The following is a 19,249-nucleotide window of genomic DNA, read 5'->3' as shown; positions in this document are numbered from 1 at the left end:
TGGAGGATGCTGTGCCCCTCGCCACTGCCCATCCAGACGTGGCGCCTTCCCCAAGGAGATCCACATGAAGACCCGTACTCTCGGCCCCGCCGGCCCCACCGTGTCCGCCCTCGGCCTGGGGTGCATGGGCATGAGCGCGTATTACGGCGGCCGCGGCAGTGACGATGACGGCATTGCCGTCATCCGGCACGCGCTGGACCGTGGCGTGACCCTGCTCGACACCGCCGATGTGTATGGCCCCCACACCAACGAGGTGCTGGTCGGTCGCGCGATTGCCGGCCGCCGCAACCAGGTGTTCCTGGCCAGCAAGTTCGGCATCGGCCTGGACCCGGCTGACACGAAGGCGCGGCAGATCAACGGCCACCCGGACTATGTGCAGGCCGCCTGCGAGGCCAGCCTGCGCCGCCTGGGCGTGGACCACATCGACCTGTACTACCAGCACCGCGTCGACCCGACCGTGCCGATCGAGGACACCGTGGGTGCCATGGCACGCCTGGTGGAACAGGGCAAGGTGCGCTGGCTGGGCCTGTCCGAGGCCTCGGCGGCCACCCTCCGCCGCGCCCATGCGGTGCACCCGATCACGGCGGTGCAGAGCGAGTACTCGCTGTGGTCGCGCGAGCCGGAGCAGAACGGAGTGCTGGCCACCACGGCAGAGCTCGGCATCGGCTTCGTGCCGTATTCGCCGCTGGGCCGTGGCTTCCTGACCGGCGCCATCCGCAGCCCGGACGACTTCGACGCCGACGATTACCGGCGCACCTCGCCCCGCTTCGAAGGCGAAAACTTCCAGCGCAACCTGGCATTGGTGGACACCGTGCAGGCGCTGGCCGCCGAGCGCGGCATCGCTGCCTCGCAGCTGGCGCTGGCCTGGGTGCTGTCGCGCGGCGGGCATATCGTGCCGATCCCGGGCACGACGCGGCGGGCACGGCTGGACGAGAACCTCGCTGCACTGCAGGTGGAACTGGATGCGGCCACGCTGGACGCATTGGATGCGGCCTTCCCGCTGCATGCCGCGGCCGGCGAACGCTATTCGGTCAGCGGCATGGCCAACATCGAGTCCTAGCGGGGGCCGGGACGAACGTACACCGGTGGCTGCCGCCGGATTATGCCGATTCCGGCAGCCTGGCCGGGGCCCAGCGCGTGCCCCGCCATGCATGACCCCCGTCAGTGGTAATGCTGCGCTGCGTTCGGTCACACTCGGGAACTTGTCGTTCTTAGTCACCCCTTCCGAGGCCTGCATGTCCCTGTTCCGGCGCAAGTCCCTAGATTCCGTCACCGTCCACGAAGCCGGCAGGCGCCTGATCCCGACGCTCAGCTGGCCGCACCTGATCGCACTGGGCATCGGTGCCATCGTCGGCACCGGCATCTACACGCTGATCGGCGTCGGTGCCAACCTGGCCGGCCCGGCCGTGCTGATCTCCTTCGCCATCGCCGGTGCGGTCTGCGCCTGTGCGGCGCTGTCCTATGCCGAGCTGTCGACGATGATGCCGGCCGCCGGCAGCGCCTACACCTACAGTTACAGTGCGCTGGGCGAGGTGTTCGCCTGGGTGGTGGGCTGGAGCCTGATCCTGGAGTACTCGCTGGTGGTGAGTACGGTGGCGGTGGGCTGGTCCGGCTACTTCGTCGGCTTCCTCGAATGGGTCCACACCCAGTTCGGCTGGAACGTGCACCTGCCGGCCTGGCTGGCAGCCGGCCCGCACGTGGAAGGCGGCATGATCAACCTGCCGGCGATCATCATCACCTGGCTGGTGGCCGGCATGCTGATGGCCGGGACCAAGGAAAGCGCCACGCTCAATGCCATCCTGGTGGTGTTCAAGCTGATCGCGCTGGCGATCTTCGTGGCCGTGGCCCTGCCTGCGTTCGACAGCGCCAACCTGCAGCCGTTCATGCCGTATGGCTTTGCCAAGTCGATGGGCCCCGATGGCGTCGAGCACGGCGTGATGGCGGCAGCGGCGATCATCTTCTTCGCCTTCTACGGCTTCGATGCGATCTCCACTGCTGCGGAGGAGACCAAGAACCCGGGCCGTGACCTGTCGATCGGCATCATCGGTTCGATGATCGGCTGCACCATTGTCTACGTGCTGGTGGCGCTGGCCGCAGTGGGTGCGATGAGCTACGCCGTGTTCGGGCACAGCGCCGAGCCGCTGGCGCTGATCATGCGCCAGCTGGGCCATCCGACAGCGGCGATGGTGATCGGCGTGATTGCGATCATCGCGCTGCCGACCGTGCTGCTGGCCTTCCTGTACGGCCAGAGCCGCATCTTCTTCGTGATGAGCCGCGACGGCCTGCTGCCGCGTGGCCTGTCCAAGGTCAACGCGCGTACCGGCACGCCGGTGGCGACCACGCTGTTCACTGCGGTGGTGGTGTCGGCGCTGGCCGGCGTGGCCCGCCTGGACGAGATCGCCGCGCTGGCCAATGCCGGTACCCTGGCCGCGTTCACTGCAGTGGGCGTCTGCCTGGTGGTGCTGCGCCTGCGCGAACCGAACCGCGAGCGCAGCTTCCGTACGCCGGCTGCTTTCGTGGTCGGCCCGCTGGCCGCGCTGGGTTGCATCTACCTGTTCATCAGCCTGCCGCACACCACCCAGCTGTACTTCCTGTTGTGGAACGTGGCCGGCCTGGTGCTGTACCTGCTGTACAGCCGACGCCATGCGCTGATCGCGAAATAGACCGATCACCGGTAGTGCCGGCCGCTGGCCGGCAACCCGAATCCTGTTGATAGGGGCAATGCCGGCCGCTGGCCGGCACCACCGCAGGGCGGTCAACCGCCCTGCTTTGCGGCGTAATCCTGCGCCTGGCGCATCACCCGCAGCAGGTTGCCGCCCCAGATGCCGGCAATCTGCTGCTCGGTATAGCCCTTGCGCAGCAGCCAGGCGGTGATCTTCGGCAGCTGGCTGACATCGGGCAGGTCACTCAGGCCACCGCCGCCATCCCAGTCCAGGCCGATGCCCACGTGCTCGGGGCCGACCACCTTGAGGATGTGCTCGAAGTGGGCGAAGAAGTCGTCCAGGCTGGCATGCCGCACGGGGTGTTCATGGTCCAGTGCCTGTTCGGCTTTCAGCAGGGCCACGCCCTGCTCGATGCCCATCCCTTCCCAGCCGCCCAGCTGCCTGCTCAGCGCTTCTTCGGCCTGCTTGCGCTCGGGTGTCTTCGCCGTGTCGATCAGGTAGCCGCCATAGGCGTTCACCTGGATCACGCCGCCGGCCTTGGCCAGCTTGCGCAGCCGCGCGTCATCCAGATTGCGCGGGTGGTCGTACACCGCCTTGGCCGAGCTGTGCGACAGCACGAAGGGCACCGGCATCATCGCCAGCAGGTCGTCGAACACCGCGTCCGAGGCATGCGACTGGTCGATCACGATGCCCAGCTTCACTGCCTGCCGCACCAGCTCCTTGCCGGCCGGGCTCAGGCCCTTCCACTCCGCGCCCTTGGGGTCGGTGGCCGAATCGGCGAACTCGTTGTTGGCGAAGTGCACGGTGCTGAGCAGGCGCAGGCCGGCGCGATGGTAGAACGAGAGCAGGCTCGGGTCTTCCACCAGCGGGCTGGCGTTTTCCATGCTGATGTAGACCACGCGCTTGCCGGCGGCCTTGATCCGCGCAGCATCATCGGCGGTCAGTGCCAGCGCGAAGCGCGCGGGATTGGCCGCCAGCATCTCGCGGATTTCCAGCAGTCGCTGCAGGCCGTGGTCACGCTCGACCAGGTGGGCCGCTGCGCTGCGATCGCCCTGGTCGGTGTAGATCGCCCAGAAACCACCATCGAGCGCACCTTCGACCATGCGCGGGTAGTCCACCTGCGAAAGCGCGTTGCGGTCGTGGCGCTGCTCGATGTCGAAGCCGGTCCGGCCGAAATTTGCCGGCGTATCCAGATGGCTGTCGAGCGTGATCAGGCGCTGCTGCAGCGCCTTGGCACGGGCCAGTTCCTCGGCGCTGAACTCGATGGCGTGAGCCGAAAGCGGCGCGCACAGCGCCACGGCGAGCACGACGGACAGGTGGCGCAACGAAGGCATGGGCTCTCACCGGCATTGGGAAGAGCCCGACCATAGCGCCGCACCCGGCCTTTTTGTAGAGCCGAGCCCATGCTCGGCTGCCAGACAGATCAGCCGAGCGTGGGCTCGGCTCTACAGAGATCGGCAGTGACGCGGTCAGTCGACCACGCGGCAGAACACGGCCTTCAGGTAACGCGATTCCTGCACGTGGGCCATGAACGGGTGGTCCGGACCGGCGCCGGCCACCTTCAGGATCTGGATCGTGCGGCCGGAGAAATACGCCGCGCGGCGCAGCATGTCGAGGAACTGGTCCTCGGCCACCAGGCCGGTGCAGGAGAACGTGGCGAACAGGCCGCCCGGCTTGACCACGCCCAGCGCCAGCTTGTTCATGTCCAGGTACTTCTTCAGCGCAGTGATGACCTGGTCGCGGTCGCGGGTCATCTTCGCCGGGTCCAGGATCACCACGTCGTACTGCTCGCCACGATTGGCCGCATCACGCAGCCACGGGAAGATGTCGGACTGGACGAACTTCGGGCGCACGTTGTTCAGGCGCGAATTGCCCTTGGCGATCTGTATGACGTCTTCATCGATGTCGATGCCGACCACTTCCGAGGCGCCTCGCGCCGCCGCATACACCGCAAAACCGCCGGTGTTGCAGCACAGGTCCAGCACGCGCTTGCCTTCCACCTGCTGGCTCAGCCACTCGCGGTTCTCGCGCTGGTCGGCGAAGAAGCCGGTCTTGTGCGCACCGGCCGGGTCGGCGCGGAACTTGATGCCGTACTCGGTGATCACCGACGCTTCGGTGGTGGTATTGCCGTGGAAATCGAAGCTTTCCTGTTTCTGCACGTGCTCATCGGCGAAGCTGTGGAAGCGGCAACCCGGGAACTGCTCGCGCAGGGCGTCGTAGATCCACTCGCGGTGGCGGAACATGCCGGCGGCGAAGAATTCGACCACCACCAGGTCGCCGTAGCGATCCACCACCAGGCCGGACAGGCCGTCGCCTTCGCTGTGCACCACGCGCCAGGCGTCGGAGACCGCGTCGAGCTTGAGCACCTCACGGCGCAGCGACACCGCCTGGGCGATCTTGCGCGAGAACCAGCCGGCATCCACCGGCACGTTCTGGTCGGTCTCAAGGATGCGCACGGCAATGCGCGAATGCCCGTTGTAGAACCCGCGGCCAACGAACTCGCCATCAATGCCGACCACGTCGACGATGGAACCGGGCTTGGGCCGGACGGTCGGCTTCTCGACCAGTTTCTGGAAGATCCACGGGTGGCTGGAGCGCCACGCATTCTTGAGGCGGACAATCGGAAGGGGGGTATTCATCCACCCATTGTAAACCGGGCGCCGGGGTCAGATCCCCGCAGGGGCTCTGACCCCCGCCGGCGTGCCAACCAAGGTTGGCACCCACCAGGCCGGAACGGGCTCGGGAATGGGGTCAGAGCCCCTACGGGGATCCGACCCCTCGTCCCCCATTTGACGTCGGCCCAGCCAGACGGCAGAATCGGCGCCAGAAGGGGAGTAGCTCCCAGACGTTGTCGCCGTCATTTCGAGCCCGCAGGCTCCGGTGCAACGGCAGTTCCAGCCGACTGGAACTGCGAGCGAGACCTTCGCCGTACTGGCGAAGCTCTGTCCCTGGATCCCCCTCCCGATCCTCCGTTGCAGATCCTCGCCGTCCGGCCTGGCATTCATCTTTCCAACGGACATTCCCAATGCAGACGATCGGTAACGTGTGGTTGTGGGGCGGCTTCGCAGCGGTGGTGGTCATCGCCCTGCTGGTCGACCTCGTGTTGATGCGCCATGGTGGACCGCACAAGGTCACCTTCAAGGAAGCCCTGTGGTGGTCGATCGGCTGGGTCGCGCTGGCCCTGCTGTTCAACGCCGGCCTCTGGTACTACCTGAATGAGACCGCCGGCCAGGTGGTGGCCAACAAGGTCGGCCTCGAATTCCTGACCGGCTACCTGGTCGAGAAGGCGCTGGCGGTCGACAACATCTTTGTGTTCCTGATGATCATGAGCTACTTCGCAGTACCGGAGGAGCAGCGCCAGAAGGTGCTGATCATCGGCATCCTGGGTGCGATCGTGCTGCGTACGATCATGATCTTCGCCGGCAGCGTGCTGATCAGCCAGTTCCATTGGCTGCTCTACGTGTTCGGTGCCTTCCTGCTGTTCACCGGCTGGAAGATGTGGTTCGCCGCCGGCCAGGAACCGGATCTGGAAACCAACCCCGCCCTGCGCTGGATGCGCAAGCACCTGCGCCTGCTGCCGGACTACGCCGGCAATGCGCTGAGCGTGAAGCGCGATGGCGTGCGCTGGTTCACCCCGCTGTTCGCGGTGCTGATCCTGATCGCGGTCACCGACGTGATCTTCGCCGTGGACAGCATCCCGGCGATCTTCGCGATCACCACCGACCCGTTCATCGTGCTCACCTCCAACGTGTTCGCGGTGCTGGGCCTGCGTGCGATGTTCTTCCTGCTGGCCGGCATGGCCGACCGCTTCCACCTGCTGCCGTACGGCCTGGCGCTGGTGTTGGCCTTCATCGGCATCAAGATGATGATCATCGACCTGTTCAAGATCCCGACCCCGGTGTCGCTGGGCGTGGTCGCGGTGATCATCGCCGCCACCGTGGTGCTGAGCCTGAAGTACCCGCCGAAGGAAGGCTCGGGCCACGCCTGAGCCTGAGCGGTGGGAAGGCGCGGCCGGCGGGATTGTCCCGCCGGCCGCACCCACTCTCCCGCAACAGTGGCCTTGGTTTCGCGCCAGCCACCGCCATTGCTGAGGTATGGACAACAACACGCCCCTGCCCGCCGGCGACGTGCCGCCCCCCCGCAATGACCGCTCGCGCATCCTGCGGGCGTTCAATGTCAGCCTGGCGGCCGTGCTGGTGCTGGTGGCCGTGTTCGCCCTGCAGGGCACGTTCGACTGGCGACCGTGGGCGGTTGCGCCACTGGAAGCCAAGGGCCTGCTCGGCCTGATCGGCGGCCCGATGCTGCATGCCTCGGTCGAGCACATCGCCGCCAACAGCATCGCCATCCTGATCCTCGGCACCCTGGCCGGCAGTGTGTATCCCAAAGCCACCGTGCGCGCCCTGCCCCTGCTGTGGCTGGGTTCGGGCCTCGGCGCGTGGATGCTGGGCAATCCGGGCAGCGTGCACCTGGGTGCCAGTGGCGTGACCCATGGCCTGATGTTCCTGCTGGCCAGCCTCGGCCTGCTGCGCCGCGACCGTGCGGCAATCGCCACCGGCCTGATCGGCATGCTGTTCTATGGCGGCATGCTGATGACCATCCTGCCGCATGCCGATGGCGTGTCCTGGCAGTCGCACATGGGCGGCGCCTTCGCCGGCATCATCGCCGCGCTGCTGTTCCGCAACGCCGATCCGCTGCCGCCGCGCCAGCGCTACAGCTGGGAAGACGAAGAAGACGAGGCCGAGCCGCTGGCCGACGACGAGCTGGAGCAGCCGTCTCCGCAGCGCGTTCCGGTGTTGTGGCAGCCGCGCGAGGGCCAGGACTACGTGGTGATCCCGTTCCGCCGCCCGGACGAGCCGCGCGGTTGAGGTGACGGTCATGCCGGCCACTGGCCGGCAACCTCATGAACCGGTAGTGGCCGACCTTGGTCGGCGCGGTTGTTGCGTGCCAACCAAGGTTGGCACCTACCAGAGCACACCGGCCCCCGGGTAGCGCCGGGCCATGCCCGGCGCGTTGATCGCTCAGTTCCCCGCTGTACCCATCCCATCCACCGCCTGCCGGCCCAGCGCCGGATCATCGGTGAAGAAGGCATCGATGCCGGTCGCCAGGTAGGCGCGCATCTCGGCGATCGAGCCTTCGACGTTGCGCGCGTTGTCGGCGCCCTTGCGCAGGTTGCTGGGCTGGAAATGGTTCTCCGGGCGGAAGGTGTACGGAATCACCATCAGGCCGGCCGCGTGCGCATCTCGTACCAGCGAGGTCGGCGTGCCCAGCGCGCCCTTGGCATCCAGCGGAATGATCGAGCGCAGCTCGGGGCCGATGCCATCGGCGTAGGCGGCGATGTCCTTCAGCCCGGCCGGGGTCATCATCTGTGCGTAGGTCAGCGTGCCGCCGGCCTTGGCGATGTCGGCCGGCTGGGTATCGCCCTTCCACAGCAGCTGCAGCAGGCGGATGTTGCTGCCCCGGCCGATCTTGCCATGCAGGTAGCGCAGGTTGGCGGTCTCGAACGACTGGATCGTGACCGGGCCGACATTGGTGTACGCGTTGCCACGCAGCGCGGCCAGCAGCTTGTCTTCCATCGGCAGGCCGATGGACTGGAAATAGGTCGGGTGCTTGATCTCCGGCACGAGGCCGATGCCACGGTTGGCGCGCCCGGCCTGCTGCACCAGGAAGGCCAGGATCTCGTCCAGGCTGGCGATGCGGAACTGGCCGTCGTAGGCGGTACTGCGCAGTTCCGGCAGGCGCTCACGGGCGTACAGGGTCTTCAGCTCGGCCAGGGTGAAGTCCTCGGTGAACCAGCCCTCGACCTGCTGCCCATCGATCACCTTGCGGGTGCGGCGGCTGGCGAACTCCGGATGCGAGGCGACGTCGGTGGTGCCGCCGATCTCGTTCTCGTGGCGGGCCACCATCACCCCGTCCCGGGTCATCACCAGGTCCGGTTCGATGTAGTCGGCGCCATCGGCGATGGCCTGCGCATACGAGGCCAGGGTGTGCTCGGGCAGCAGGGCGCTTGCCCCGCGATGGCCGTAGACCGACACCTTGGGCACGGCCGGAGTGGAGGATTCAGCACTCATGGCCACCGATGGTGCCACGGCCAGCGACAACAGCAACGCACAACCCCACGACTTCACTGCGACTTCCCCAAGCGGTATGTGATGGGCGTCAGTATGCGGCGGCAATGTGACAGGTGGGGGACCTGGGGTCGGATCCCCGCAGGGGCTCCGACCCCGTGGCGGAACCGTGCAGGGTCAGAGCCCCTTTGGGGATCTGACCCCGTGTTACTTGCCGATGCAGAAACTGGAGAAGATCCTCCCCAGCAGATCATCGGCACTCATCTGCCCGGTGATCTCACCCAGCGCATCGTGGGCCAGCCGCAGTTCCTCGGCGGCCAGCTCCAGGTGCTCGTGCGCCAGCTCGCCATCGGCGCGCTGCGCATGTTCCTGCGCGCGTTCAATCGCATCCACGTGGCGCGTGCGCGCGGAGAACTCGCCGTCCACCTGCTCACCGGCACCGGCCGAAGCAATCGAACGCAGGCGCGCATGCAGATCGTCGAGCCCGGCGCCGGTGGCGGCCGAAACGAACACCCGATCCGGATCATCCAGCGACGGCAGCGCCGCCAGCAGATCCGACTTGTTGTGGATGTAGAGCTTGTGCGGTACCGCCGCCACGGCCTCGCCCAGCGCCGCTTCACCGGCCGCCGGATCGCGCGCATCCAGCACGATCAGCGCCAGGTCGGTGCGCTCGATTTCCACGTGGGCGCGGCGCATGCCTTCGCGTTCGATGGCGTCGCCGCCGTCGCGCAGGCCGGCGGTGTCGACCAGGGTCAGCTCCAGCCCGTCCAGGCGGATGGTTTCGCGCAGGGTGTCGCGGGTGGTGCCGGCGATGTCGGTGACGATGGCGCGTTCGCTGCCGGCCAGCGCGTTGAGCAGTGAACTCTTGCCCGCATTCGGCGGACCGATCAGCACCGCGTGCAGGCCATCGCGCAGGCGACGGCCGCGTTCGGCATCGCGGCGCAGAATGGCCAGATCGCTGCGCGCCTGTTCCAGCCCACGCCGCACCTGCGCGCCGCCGAGGGTATCCAGCGGTTCGTCGGCGAAGTCGATGGCCGCTTCCACGTGGATGCGCAGCATCACCAGCTGCTCGACCACCGCATCGATGCGGCGCGAGAACACGCCATCCAGTGAACGACGCGCCGCGCGTGCGGCACGGTTGTCGCCCGCGGCGATCAGGTCGGCGATGGCCTCGGCCTGGGCCAGGTCCAGCTTGCCGTTGAGGAACGCCCGTTCGCTGAACTCACCCGGCCGCGCCTGGCGCGCACCGAGCGCGATGCAGCGCGCGACCAGCTGCTGCAGCAGCACCGGGCTGCCATGGCCCTGCAGTTCCACCACCTCTTCGCCGGTGAAACTGTTCGGTGCCGGGAACCACAGCACGATGCCATCGTCGATGACCTCGCCGTCGGCATCACGCAGGCGCGCGTAGTGCGCGTGGCGCGGGCGCAGTGCAGGCGCCCCCAGTGCATTGGCAATCGCCGCAGCGCGCGGACCGGACAGGCGCAACAGGCCGACACCGCCGGCGCCGGGGGCGCTGGCGATGGCCACGATGGTGTCGGTGCGGATCGCGTCGTTCATGGCTCAGAGCTTCTCCAGCTGCGCGCGCGCCTGGGCCGCGCCGCTGCCCTGCGGCTGCAGCGCCAGGTAGGTGGTGTAGGCCTGCTTCGCCTTGGCCTTGTCGCCGGCGTTGAAGTAGGCATCGCCCAGGTTCAGATGGGCCACCGCGCGCGACGGGTCGATCTTCAGCGTGTTCTCCAGCCAGCGCGCGGCTTCTGCATAGCGCTGCTGGCGGTAGTAGACGAAGCCGAGGTTGTTGGCGGCCTGGGCGAAATCAGGACGCAGCTTCAGCGCTTCGGCGAACTGCGCGGCTGCCTCGTCGTACTGCTTCTCGCGGTACAACTGCAGGCCGCGGTCGTTGGCCTGCTGCGCGCGCTGGCGGTCGGACGCCGGGCCAGCGGTGGGCACCACCAGCTTGGCCTTGCCACCCTGCAGGTCGGCCACCGTCACCGGCGCCTGGCTGCCCTTCGCCTCGCTGGCCGCATCCACCTTGTTGTTCAGCGCGATCGCATCGGCGGTCAGCTGGCGCGTATCGGCGTTGAGGAATTCCTGGCTGTCCGGCACCTGGAACACGAACTCGCCGCCCTGCGAACCGGGCAGGCTGCCGAAGGCCGGGGTCTGGTGCGAGACCGCCGATACGGCCGGCGCCACGTAGGCGGCCAGCTCGGTACCGGTGATCAGGCCGTCGCCGTTGAGGTCGCCCTTGCCGGCCAGCGCCTGCAACAGCACCCAGGTGAACACCGAGTGGCCGTTGGGGCCAGCATCGGCCACCTGCTGGTCGGCACCACCGGCGGTCAGCATCTGCCGCGCGCTGCGACGCGCGTTCTCGCGCAGGAACGACGACGACGACGGGCCACCGCGGGTCAGGCCCAGGCCGCTGTAGCAGGCATCCATCACGAACATCACATGCTTGGCCTGCATGCTCTCGGCAATGTTCTGGATGTCGGTCATCGCGATGGCGTCGGTGGCGAATTCCTTCGGGTCCGAATCGACCGGAATGATGTAGCCCAGGTCGCGCCCGGAAGCGAGCTGGCGGGTCGCGCCATGGCCGGCGAAGAACACGAACACGCGGTCGTTCTTGCCGGTGCGGTCATCTGCCAGGCGATCGTGGAAGGCCGCGAGGATGTTGTTGCGGGTCGCCTGCTCGTTCTTCAGCACGATCACCTGCGAGGACGGGAAGCCGAACTGCCCGGTCAGGGTATCGGCCACCGCCTGCGCGTCGTGGCTGGCGTACTCCAGCTTCGGCCACTTGGCATAGTTGTCGATGCCGACCACGATCGCCCAGGACTTCTCGTAGCCGGTGGTGACCGTGGCGGCACCGGCTTCACCCTTGCGCGCACGGGCGACAGTGAAGTCACGGCCGTTCCAGCCGGCGAACTGGTAACCATCGGCGATCAGCCGGTCGAGGATCTGCGGCAGCGCCTTCACCGCCCGGTCGTGGATGTCGTGGAACAGGATGATGCCGCGCTGTTCCTTGTTCACCTGGTCTAGCACGCGCTGCACGATCGATTCCGGTACCGGGTCGGCCCAGTCCATCGAGTCGATGTTCCACATGATCGACTTCAGCCCGGCCTCGTTGAGCAGCTGCAGGCCTTCGGCATTGCGCGCGCCATACGGGAAACGGAACAGCGGCGCGCGCTTGCTGTCGACATCCTTCAGCAGCGTGTCGGTGTCGAGCACCTGCTGGCGCAGCGCGTCACCGGTGGTGCGCGACAACTGGGCGTGGGTCAGGCTGTGGTTGCCGACCGCATAGCCCTCTTCCATCAGGTTGCGGCTGATCTTCGCCATCGGGCCGAGGCTGACCTTGCCATCGGCCTCGACCTTGCCAAGGTTGCGGCCCACTTCAAAGAACACGCCCGGCACGTCGTAGCGCTTGAGGATGGCCACCACTTCATCGGTATAGGCCTTGTGCGGGCCATCGTCGAAGGTCAGCACCACGGTCTTGGCCGGCAGGTCGCGGCCGAAGATCTCGCGGTCGCTGTCCTTCATCGACATCGGGTAGGGCTCGATCACGCCGTAGTCGCGCAGGATCGCTTCGCGGCTGTAGTCCTTGTGCAGGTGGGCGATGTAGTCGTCCCACTTCTCACGCTTCAGCTCGATGGCACGGGTGCGCTCGAAGCGGCTGAAGATGCGGGTCAGTTCCTGGTTGTAGTTTCGCTCGATCTCGTCGAGTGCCTCCAGGTCCTCGCCGATGCGCTGGTGCAGCTTGACCGCCGGCAGCGACGAATCAGTGCCGACCCGCTCATGCAGATCACGCAGCACTTCGCGGAAGGCCAGGCGGTCGGCGTCGAACAGTTCCGGCGCCGACTCGATGTAGTCCAGCACGGTGCCGAGGGTGGCGAAGCGCTGCGGGCTGGAGCCGCGCAGCAGGGTGTCGAACTGCGCGGCGATCGCCGTGCGCTGTTCCAGGCCATCGTGGAACAGCTGCTGGCCCACACGCGTGGAGGTGCCGCGGTCGGCGGCCGATTGCTGTTCCTCGTCTGCCAGCAGCACGATGATCCGGCGGTAGCCGTCGAGCTGCTTCTGCAGCGCCGCCAGCAACGGCGCGGCGGCCGGATCGGCGGCGGCCGCGGCCTGCGCGCTTGGCTGGGTGACGGTGGTCGCCGGCGCCTTCGCGTCCTTGTCGCCGCAGCCGGCAACAACCAGGGTCAACAACAGCGAGGGCAGGAACAGGCGGAACGACGACGCACGCGGCATGGCGAACTCGAAGGTGGGAGGAACGGTGTGCCGGCGATTCTACCGCCGCATGCGAAAAGCCCGCCTTGCGGCGGGCTTTTGCTGGGGTCAGCCGGCCAGCGGCCGGCTCTACCGATTACTTCTTCTTGACCGGGGCCGGAGCGGTGGTGGCCGCAACCGGCTCGCCGCCATGGCGCTTGGTCATCCACCACTGCTGCAGCAGGCCCAGGCCGCCGTTGACCACCCAGTACAGGACCAGGCCGGACGGCATGAAGGCCATCATGACGCCGAACACCAGCGGCATGAACTGCATCATCTTCTGCTGCATCGGGTCCATGCCCGGTGCCGGGGTCAGCTTCTGGGTGAACCACATCACTGCCACGTTGATGACCGGCAGGATGAAGTACGGATCGCGTGCGGTCAGGTCCTGGATCCAGCCGAACCAGGGCGCCTGGCGCAGTTCGACCGATTCCACCAGCACCCAGTACAGGGCGAAGAAGATCGGCATCTGGATGAGGATCGGCAGGCAGCCGCCCATCGGATTGATCTTTTCCTTCTTGTACAGCTCCATCATCGCGGTCTGGAACTTCTGGCGGTCATCGCCATAGCGTTCCTTCAGCTGCGCGATGCGCGGCTGGAAGCGGCGCATCTTGGCACCGCTCTTGTACTGGGTCGCCGACAGCGGGTACAGCACCAGCTTCAGCAGCACCACCAGGCCGACGATCGCCCAGCCCCAGTTGCCGACCAGCTTGTGCACCTGGTTCAGCACCCAGAACAGGCCCTGGCCGATCACCGCCATCATCGAGAAGCGGCTGTAGTCGACCACGCGGTCCAGGCCCGGCACGTCTTCCTTGGCGATCAGGTTGACCAGCTTCGGGCCGACCCACAGGCGGGCCTCGGTGCTGGTGGACTGGCCCGGGGCCACGGTGAAGGCCGGGCCACGCGCTTCAATCAGGTCACGACCGGCCACCTGCGACAGCACGTAGTGCGCGGTCTGGTCCTTCTGCGGGATCCAGGCGGTGAAGAAGTGATGCTGCAGCATCGCCAGCCAGCCGCCGGTGATGTTCTGGTTCAGTGCGCCGTCGTCCAGGTAATCCTTGAACGCACGACGCTGGTACTTCTTGTCGTTGTCGTACCAGGTGGCGCCGTTGAAGCTGAACGAATCCGGGTTGGTCATGCTCCGCGACAGGATGGTCGGGGTGCGGTCCAGGGTGCGGTAGACGTAGCCGTTCCACGGTGCGGCGCCGGCATTGCTGACTTCGTCCTTGAAGCGCACGGCGTACTCGTTGCGCGAGACGGTCAGGGTGCGCTTGATGGTCACGCCGTTGTCGGCGGTCCACACGAACGGGATCTGCAGTTCGTTCTGGCCCTTGGCCAGCACGAAGTCCTTGGTATCACCGACCAGCTTGAAGCCGTCAGCGCCGGGAACCGGGGTGTTCTTGTCTTCGCTGGCCCAGCCACTGATCGCGCTGTACGGATGCGCGGGGTCTTCGGTCAGCAGGCGAACCGGCGGGCTGCCTTCGTCCTTGGTCTGCGGGAACTGCAGCAGCTCGGCATCGAGCACACGGCCGCCGTCCAGTACCAGGCGCAGCACGTCGGTGGTGACGGTCACGCGCTGGCTGGCCGGGGTGGCGCTGGCCTGGGCCTGCACAGCGGCCTGGCCCGGCGCACCCGGGACCTGCGCGCTGGGGATGCTGCCCGGGGTCGCGCCCGGAACACTCTGTGCAGCAGCCGGGGCCGACGTGGTCGTCGGTGCCGGGGTCGGAGCAGCCTTTTCACGGCTCCACTCCATCCACAGCAGCACGGCCACCATCAGCCAGGCAAAAATGAGGAATACGCGGGTCTGGTTCATCAGCGGACAGGCTCGGCGGGGCCGGGACGCGATGCCGGCTCGGTCAAAGAAGGAGTTGCGATGCCATCAGGCGGCGGCATTGTGCCGTCCACGCCCGGCGCGGGCAATGCACGCAGGCGACGCAGCAGGCGCAGGAAGGCCTGGCGGATCTCGTCGTTGCTGGCGGAACGCGCAGCACTACGCGCCACGACGACGAAGTCGCCTGGCTGGATTTCGGTACGTGTCTGACGCAGGATGTCGCGCAGGACGCGCTTGATCCGGTTACGCCCCACGGCGTTCGGATCAACCTTGCGGGAAACCGCCAGACCCAGCCTGGCCGGCCGGTCAGCCGGCAGCCAGTGCAGGGTCATCAGCGGATCGGACACACGGCGGGCGCCGTTGAAGACCGTTGAATATTCGGCACGCGTGCGAACCCGCGCAGAGCGAGGGAATCGCTTGCGCGGGTCTGCAGTATTCACTGTCGAAGGGATTGCGTCTGCCGCGGGGTGCGGCATGGCAATCAGGCGCTCAGGACTTTGCGGCCCTTGGCGCGGCGACGCGACAGGATCTTGCGGCCGTCAGCGGTCTTCATACGGGCACGGAAGCCGTGGTCGCGCTTACGCTTGAGGTTGCTGGGCTGGTAGGTGCGCTTCGTGGCCATTGGGGGCCTCTCGTATGAATGGGACGGAAAGAACCGGAAATTCTAGAGAGGTACCCTACCCCGCGTCAACCCCTGGCAGCTACGCGAATTCACCGGGCTGTGCAATAGCTGTGGATGTTTTTGTGAATAAGTAGGGGACAAGCATTCCGAAGGCGGGCGCTCGGTGGTAGTCTGAGCCATCCATTTCCCCCTTTCCGGCCTGTGTTTGGGCGCCTTGTCGCGTCCATGCCCCGGCCACCGGACGATTATTGCTGATGGATGCCTGGTCCCGTAGTCTCGAGCGCCTCGAAGCGGAGTTCCCGCCGGAAGACGTTCATACCTGGTTGAAGCCGCTGCAGGCCGATCTGCGCGTGGACAGCCTGGTGCTGTATGCACCGAATGCCTTCATCGTCGACCAGGTCCGCGAGCTGTACCTGGCCCGGATCCGCGAGCTGCTGGCGCATTTCGCCGGTTTCAGCGACGTTTTTCTTGAAATCGGCTCGCGCCCGCGCCCTGTGGAGGCGCAGAACGCGCCGGTTTCCACGCCGTCGGCGCATGTGTCCAGCGAACCGCAGGTGCCCTTCGCCGGCAATCTGGACAGCCACTACACGTTCGCCAACTTCGTCGAAGGCCGCAGCAACCAGCTGGGCCTGGCCGCCGCCTTCCAGGCAGCGCAGAAGCCGGGCGACCGGGCGCACAACCCGCTGCTGCTGTACGGAGGCACGGGCCTGGGCAAGACCCACCTGATGTTCGCCGCCGGCAACGCCATGCGCCAGGCCAATCCAGGTGCAAAGGTGTTGTACCTGCGTTCGGAACAGTTCTTCAGCGCGATGATCCGGGCCCTGCAGGAAAAGACCATGGATCAGTTCAAGCGCCAGTTCCAGCAGGTGGATGCGTTGCTGATCGATGACATCCAGTTCTTCGCCGGCAAGGACCGCACCCAGGAAGAGTTCTTCCACACCTTCAACGCGTTGTTCGATGGCAAGCAGCAGATCATCCTGACCTGCGACCGCTATCCGCGCGAAGTCGAGGGCCTGGAAGCGCGCCTGAAGTCGCGGCTTGCCTGGGGCCTGTCGGTCGCGATCGAACCGCCGGACTTCGAGACCCGCGCCGCGATCGTGCTGGCCAAGGCGCGCGAACGCGGTGCCGAGATTCCCGATGATGTTGCGTTCCTGATCGCCAAGAAGATGCGCTCCAACGTGCGCGACCTCGAGGGCGCGCTGAATACCCTGACCGCCCGCGCCAACTTCACCGGCCGCGCGATCACCACCGAATTCGCCCAGGAAACCCTGCGCGACCTGCTGCGCGCCCAGCAGCAGGCGATCAGCATTCCCAACATCCAGAAAACCGTTGCCGACTACTACGGCCTGCAGATCAAGGATCTGCTGTCGAAGCGTCGGACCCGCTCGCTGGCCCGTCCCCGCCAGGTCGCCATGGCCCTGACCAAGGAACTGACCGAGCACAGCCTGCCCGAGATCGGCGACGCCTTTGCCGGTCGCGATCACACCACGGTGCTGCATGCCTGCCGCCAGATCCGGACCCTGATGGAGACCGACGGCAAGCTCCGTGAGGACTGGGACAAGCTGATCCGGAAGCTGAGCGAATGATGCACGGATGCCGATGAGGCGTCATCGCACAAAACGGTGCAGAATCCGGTAGCAAGCGCGGGACACGTTGTGGATAAAAATGCCGTTTGAAATCGCGCCAGATTTATCCACAGCTTTCCCCACCCCCTGGGGGTCGGTAATGCAGAGGGTTTCGAGGTCTGAAATACCTTTAATTACAAAGACTTAGCATTGTTTTCCAGCGATTCTGTCTCTACCAGCACCACCAAGCTTTTGATTTATTCCACATTTTTTAAAGCATAGGGGCACGGAACCACATGCGTTTCACACTGCAGCGCGAAGCCTTTCTCAAGCCGTTGGCACAGGTCGTCAACGTGGTCGAACGCCGCCAGACCCTTCCGGTTCTGGCCAATTTCCTGGTCCAGGTGCAGAACGGCCAGCTGTCGCTGACCGGTACCGACCTGGAAGTGGAGATGGTGTCGCGGATCGCGGTTGAAGATGCCCAGGACGGCGAAACCACCATTCCCGCCCGCAAGCTGTTCGAGATCATCCGCGCCCTGCCCGACGGCAGCCGGATCACCGTCTCGCAGACCGGAGACAAGATCACCGTGCAGGCCGGTCGCAGCCGTTTCACCCTGGCCACGCTGCCTTCGAACGACTTCCCGTCGGTGGATGAAGTGGAAGCCACCGAGCGCGTGGCCATCGGTGAGGCGACCCTGAAGGAGCTGATCGAGCGCACCGCGTTCGCGATGGCCCAGCAGGACGTGCGCTACTACCTCAACGGCCTGCTGTTCGACCTGCGCGGCGATGCCCTGCGTACCGTTGCCACCGACGGCCACCGCCTGGCGCTGTGTGAAACCGATCTGGCCAAGCCCAGCGGGTCCAAGCGCCAGATCATCGTGCCGCGCAAGGGTGTGACCGAACTGCAGCGACTGCTGGAAAGCGGCGATCGCGAGATCGAGCTGGAAGTCGGCCGCAGCCACGTGCGCGTCAAGCGCGACGATGTCACCTTTACCTCGAAGCTGATCGACGGCCGCTTCCCGGACTACGAAGCGGTGATTCCGATCGGTGCCGATCGTGAAGTGAAGGTTGATCGCGAAGCGCTGCGCGCCTCGCTTCAGCGCGCCGCGATCCTGTCCAACGAGAAGTACCGCGGCATCCGCGTGGAAGTCTCGCCGGGCAACCTGAAGATCAGCGCGCACAACCCGGAACAGGAAGAAGCCCAGGAAGAGATCGAAGCCGATACCACGGTCAGCGATCTGGCCATTGGCTTCAACGTGAACTACCTGCTGGACGCTCTCTCCGCCCTGCGCGATGAGGAAGTCATCATCCAGCTGCGCGATTCCAACTCCTCGGCGCTTGTACGTGAGTCCAGCAGCGAGAAGTCGCGCCACGTGGTGATGCCGCTGCGTCTCTGACAGCTGCTGTTCCACGTGGAACCGAACGACGCCCGGGATCTTCCCGGGCGTTTTTTTTGCAGGTTCCACGTGGAGCATCGAGAAGACGCAGTTCTCCGGACGACGTCACTTCCGTCGATGGGCTCGGTTGAAATCCGTTGCCTTTCCGGGATGTTCGTCTCGATCGTTGAAAACAGGATCGCTGGATCGTAGCAATGACGAGTCGCGATTGATCGAAAGTCCAGGTGCAGGATCCGATACTCGTCGCCTGTCCCCAGATCTGGCCTGACAGGGACTGATGATCCTGCATCGCGGCGCGATGGACTTCCCTCTGCAAACGCCGCTGTCCACAGGGAAGATTCGATGCAGATTGGGGCAAGCCTAGCTTCTAAATCTGGGTATAAATCTAAAGCATGGTGGTGATGGTAGAGCCAGATCTCGTGGAAAAACACCTTATCTGACTGATTTAAAAGAAATTTATGCACCTGAAACCCCCTGTATATCGGCCTCCCAGCCTGGGGGGGAACCTGTGGATAGTTTCGAAGGCATGGCAAAAGGGCTTTTTTATCCACAGATTGCCCATACCTTGTGTATAAGTCATACAGGGCAGCTGTGGACAGCGTGGAACGATCGGTCTGAATTCTTTGAAATCTGTGGAACCGCCCAGGGCATGGGACCGTAGATTTCAAGGAATCTGCAGGTTCATCCGCTGGTACTCGCCGGCGACGAGGCAAGCGCTGTCCACGGCATCGCCTGAAATCGGCGAAATCCAAGGCTCACACCCCCGCTACCCTTCGCAGAATCGAAGGATTTCCGGGCTTGCCGAGACCCGCATCTGCTGGGATGAGGAAACAGCGCCACGTGGAACCAGCGGTC

At 65.8% G+C, this 19,249-nt stretch carries 14 protein-coding genes; 6 read left to right on the top strand and 8 right to left on the bottom strand.

What is annotated here, in order from left to right:
• Positions 1-64 precede the first annotated feature (64 nt).
• Positions 65-1,060: an aldo/keto reductase gene (locus tag ACUVWL_RS17495; RefSeq protein WP_445978607.1), complete on the top strand. Its 996-nt coding sequence runs from the start codon at positions 65-67 to the stop codon at positions 1,058-1,060.
• A gap of 175 nt (positions 1,061-1,235) precedes the next feature.
• Complete coding sequence (locus tag ACUVWL_RS17490) at positions 1,236-2,663, top strand: amino acid permease (protein WP_445978606.1); 1,428 nt, start codon at positions 1,236-1,238, stop codon at positions 2,661-2,663.
• Between the two features lie 92 nt (positions 2,664-2,755).
• Here ACUVWL_RS17490 and ACUVWL_RS17485 read toward each other — a convergent pair whose 3' ends face one another.
• Both ACUVWL_RS17485 and ACUVWL_RS17480 read right to left on the bottom strand, forming a co-directional pair.
• Complete coding sequence (locus ACUVWL_RS17485; RefSeq protein WP_445978605.1) at positions 2,756-3,997, bottom strand: dipeptidase; 1,242 nt, start codon at positions 3,995-3,997, stop codon at positions 2,756-2,758.
• Between the two features lie 135 nt (positions 3,998-4,132).
• Positions 4,133-5,302 carry a class I SAM-dependent rRNA methyltransferase gene (locus ACUVWL_RS17480; RefSeq protein ID WP_014648949.1) on the bottom strand — a complete coding sequence of 390 codons (1,170 nt, stop codon included), beginning with the start codon at positions 5,300-5,302 and terminating at the stop codon, positions 4,133-4,135.
• Between the two features lie 386 nt (positions 5,303-5,688).
• Between ACUVWL_RS17480 and ACUVWL_RS17475 the strand changes: the two genes are divergently transcribed.
• Positions 5,689-6,651: a TerC family protein gene (locus ACUVWL_RS17475; RefSeq protein ID WP_014648950.1), complete on the top strand. Its 963-nt coding sequence runs from the start codon at positions 5,689-5,691 to the stop codon at positions 6,649-6,651.
• Positions 6,652-6,757: 106 nt separating this feature from the next.
• Positions 6,758-7,528 carry a rhomboid family intramembrane serine protease gene (locus ACUVWL_RS17470; protein WP_445978604.1) on the top strand — a complete coding sequence of 257 codons (771 nt, stop codon included), beginning with the start codon at positions 6,758-6,760 and terminating at the stop codon, positions 7,526-7,528.
• 153 nt (positions 7,529-7,681) lie between these two features.
• Here ACUVWL_RS17470 and ACUVWL_RS17465 read toward each other — a convergent pair whose 3' ends face one another.
• The 6 genes from ACUVWL_RS17465 to rpmH all read right to left on the bottom strand — a co-directional run bounded on the left by ACUVWL_RS17465 (position 7,682) and on the right by rpmH (position 15,432).
• Positions 7,682-8,788, bottom strand: coding sequence for a glycerophosphodiester phosphodiesterase (locus ACUVWL_RS17465; protein WP_445978603.1), 1,107 nt, complete (start codon positions 8,786-8,788; stop codon positions 7,682-7,684).
• Positions 8,789-8,935: 147 nt separating this feature from the next.
• Positions 8,936-10,285: a tRNA uridine-5-carboxymethylaminomethyl(34) synthesis GTPase MnmE gene (mnmE, locus tag ACUVWL_RS17460; protein ID WP_180834721.1), complete on the bottom strand. Its 1,350-nt coding sequence runs from the start codon at positions 10,283-10,285 to the stop codon at positions 8,936-8,938.
• Positions 10,286-10,288: 3 nt separating this feature from the next.
• Positions 10,289-12,961, bottom strand: coding sequence for a polysaccharide deacetylase family protein (locus tag ACUVWL_RS17455; RefSeq protein ID WP_053494814.1), 2,673 nt, complete (start codon positions 12,959-12,961; stop codon positions 10,289-10,291).
• 115 nt (positions 12,962-13,076) lie between these two features.
• Positions 13,077-14,792 (bottom strand): membrane protein insertase YidC, encoded by a 1,716-nt coding sequence (gene yidC, locus ACUVWL_RS17450; protein WP_014648955.1) that lies wholly within the window; start codon positions 14,790-14,792, stop codon positions 13,077-13,079.
• Positions 14,792-15,286 carry a ribonuclease P protein component gene (rnpA, locus tag ACUVWL_RS17445; RefSeq protein ID WP_080053031.1) on the bottom strand — a complete coding sequence of 165 codons (495 nt, stop codon included), beginning with the start codon at positions 15,284-15,286 and terminating at the stop codon, positions 14,792-14,794. Before rnpA ends, yidC begins: the two co-directional genes overlap by 1 nt.
• A gap of 5 nt (positions 15,287-15,291) precedes the next feature.
• The gene (gene rpmH / locus ACUVWL_RS17440) at positions 15,292-15,432 is read right to left on the bottom strand and encodes a 50S ribosomal protein L34 (protein WP_005411729.1); all 141 of its coding nucleotides are present in this window, start codon (positions 15,430-15,432) and stop codon (positions 15,292-15,294) included.
• 254 nt (positions 15,433-15,686) lie between these two features.
• Here rpmH and dnaA point away from each other — a divergent pair, with 254 nt between their 5' ends.
• Together dnaA and dnaN are read left to right on the top strand one after the other, a co-directional pair.
• A complete protein-coding gene (dnaA, locus tag ACUVWL_RS17435; RefSeq protein WP_014645405.1) occupies positions 15,687-17,018 on the top strand; it encodes a chromosomal replication initiator protein DnaA in 1,332 nt (443 codons plus the stop codon).
• A gap of 275 nt (positions 17,019-17,293) precedes the next feature.
• Positions 17,294-18,394, top strand: a complete 1,101-nt coding sequence (gene dnaN / locus ACUVWL_RS17430) for a DNA polymerase III subunit beta (RefSeq protein ID WP_005411731.1) — start codon at positions 17,294-17,296, stop codon at positions 18,392-18,394.
• Positions 18,395-19,249: the final 855 nt, after the last annotated feature.

The organism is Stenotrophomonas muris (genome assembly GCF_052751275.1).
The sequence above is the reverse complement of the archived record's forward strand: the minus strand, read 5'-3'. Positions and strand labels throughout refer to the sequence as shown.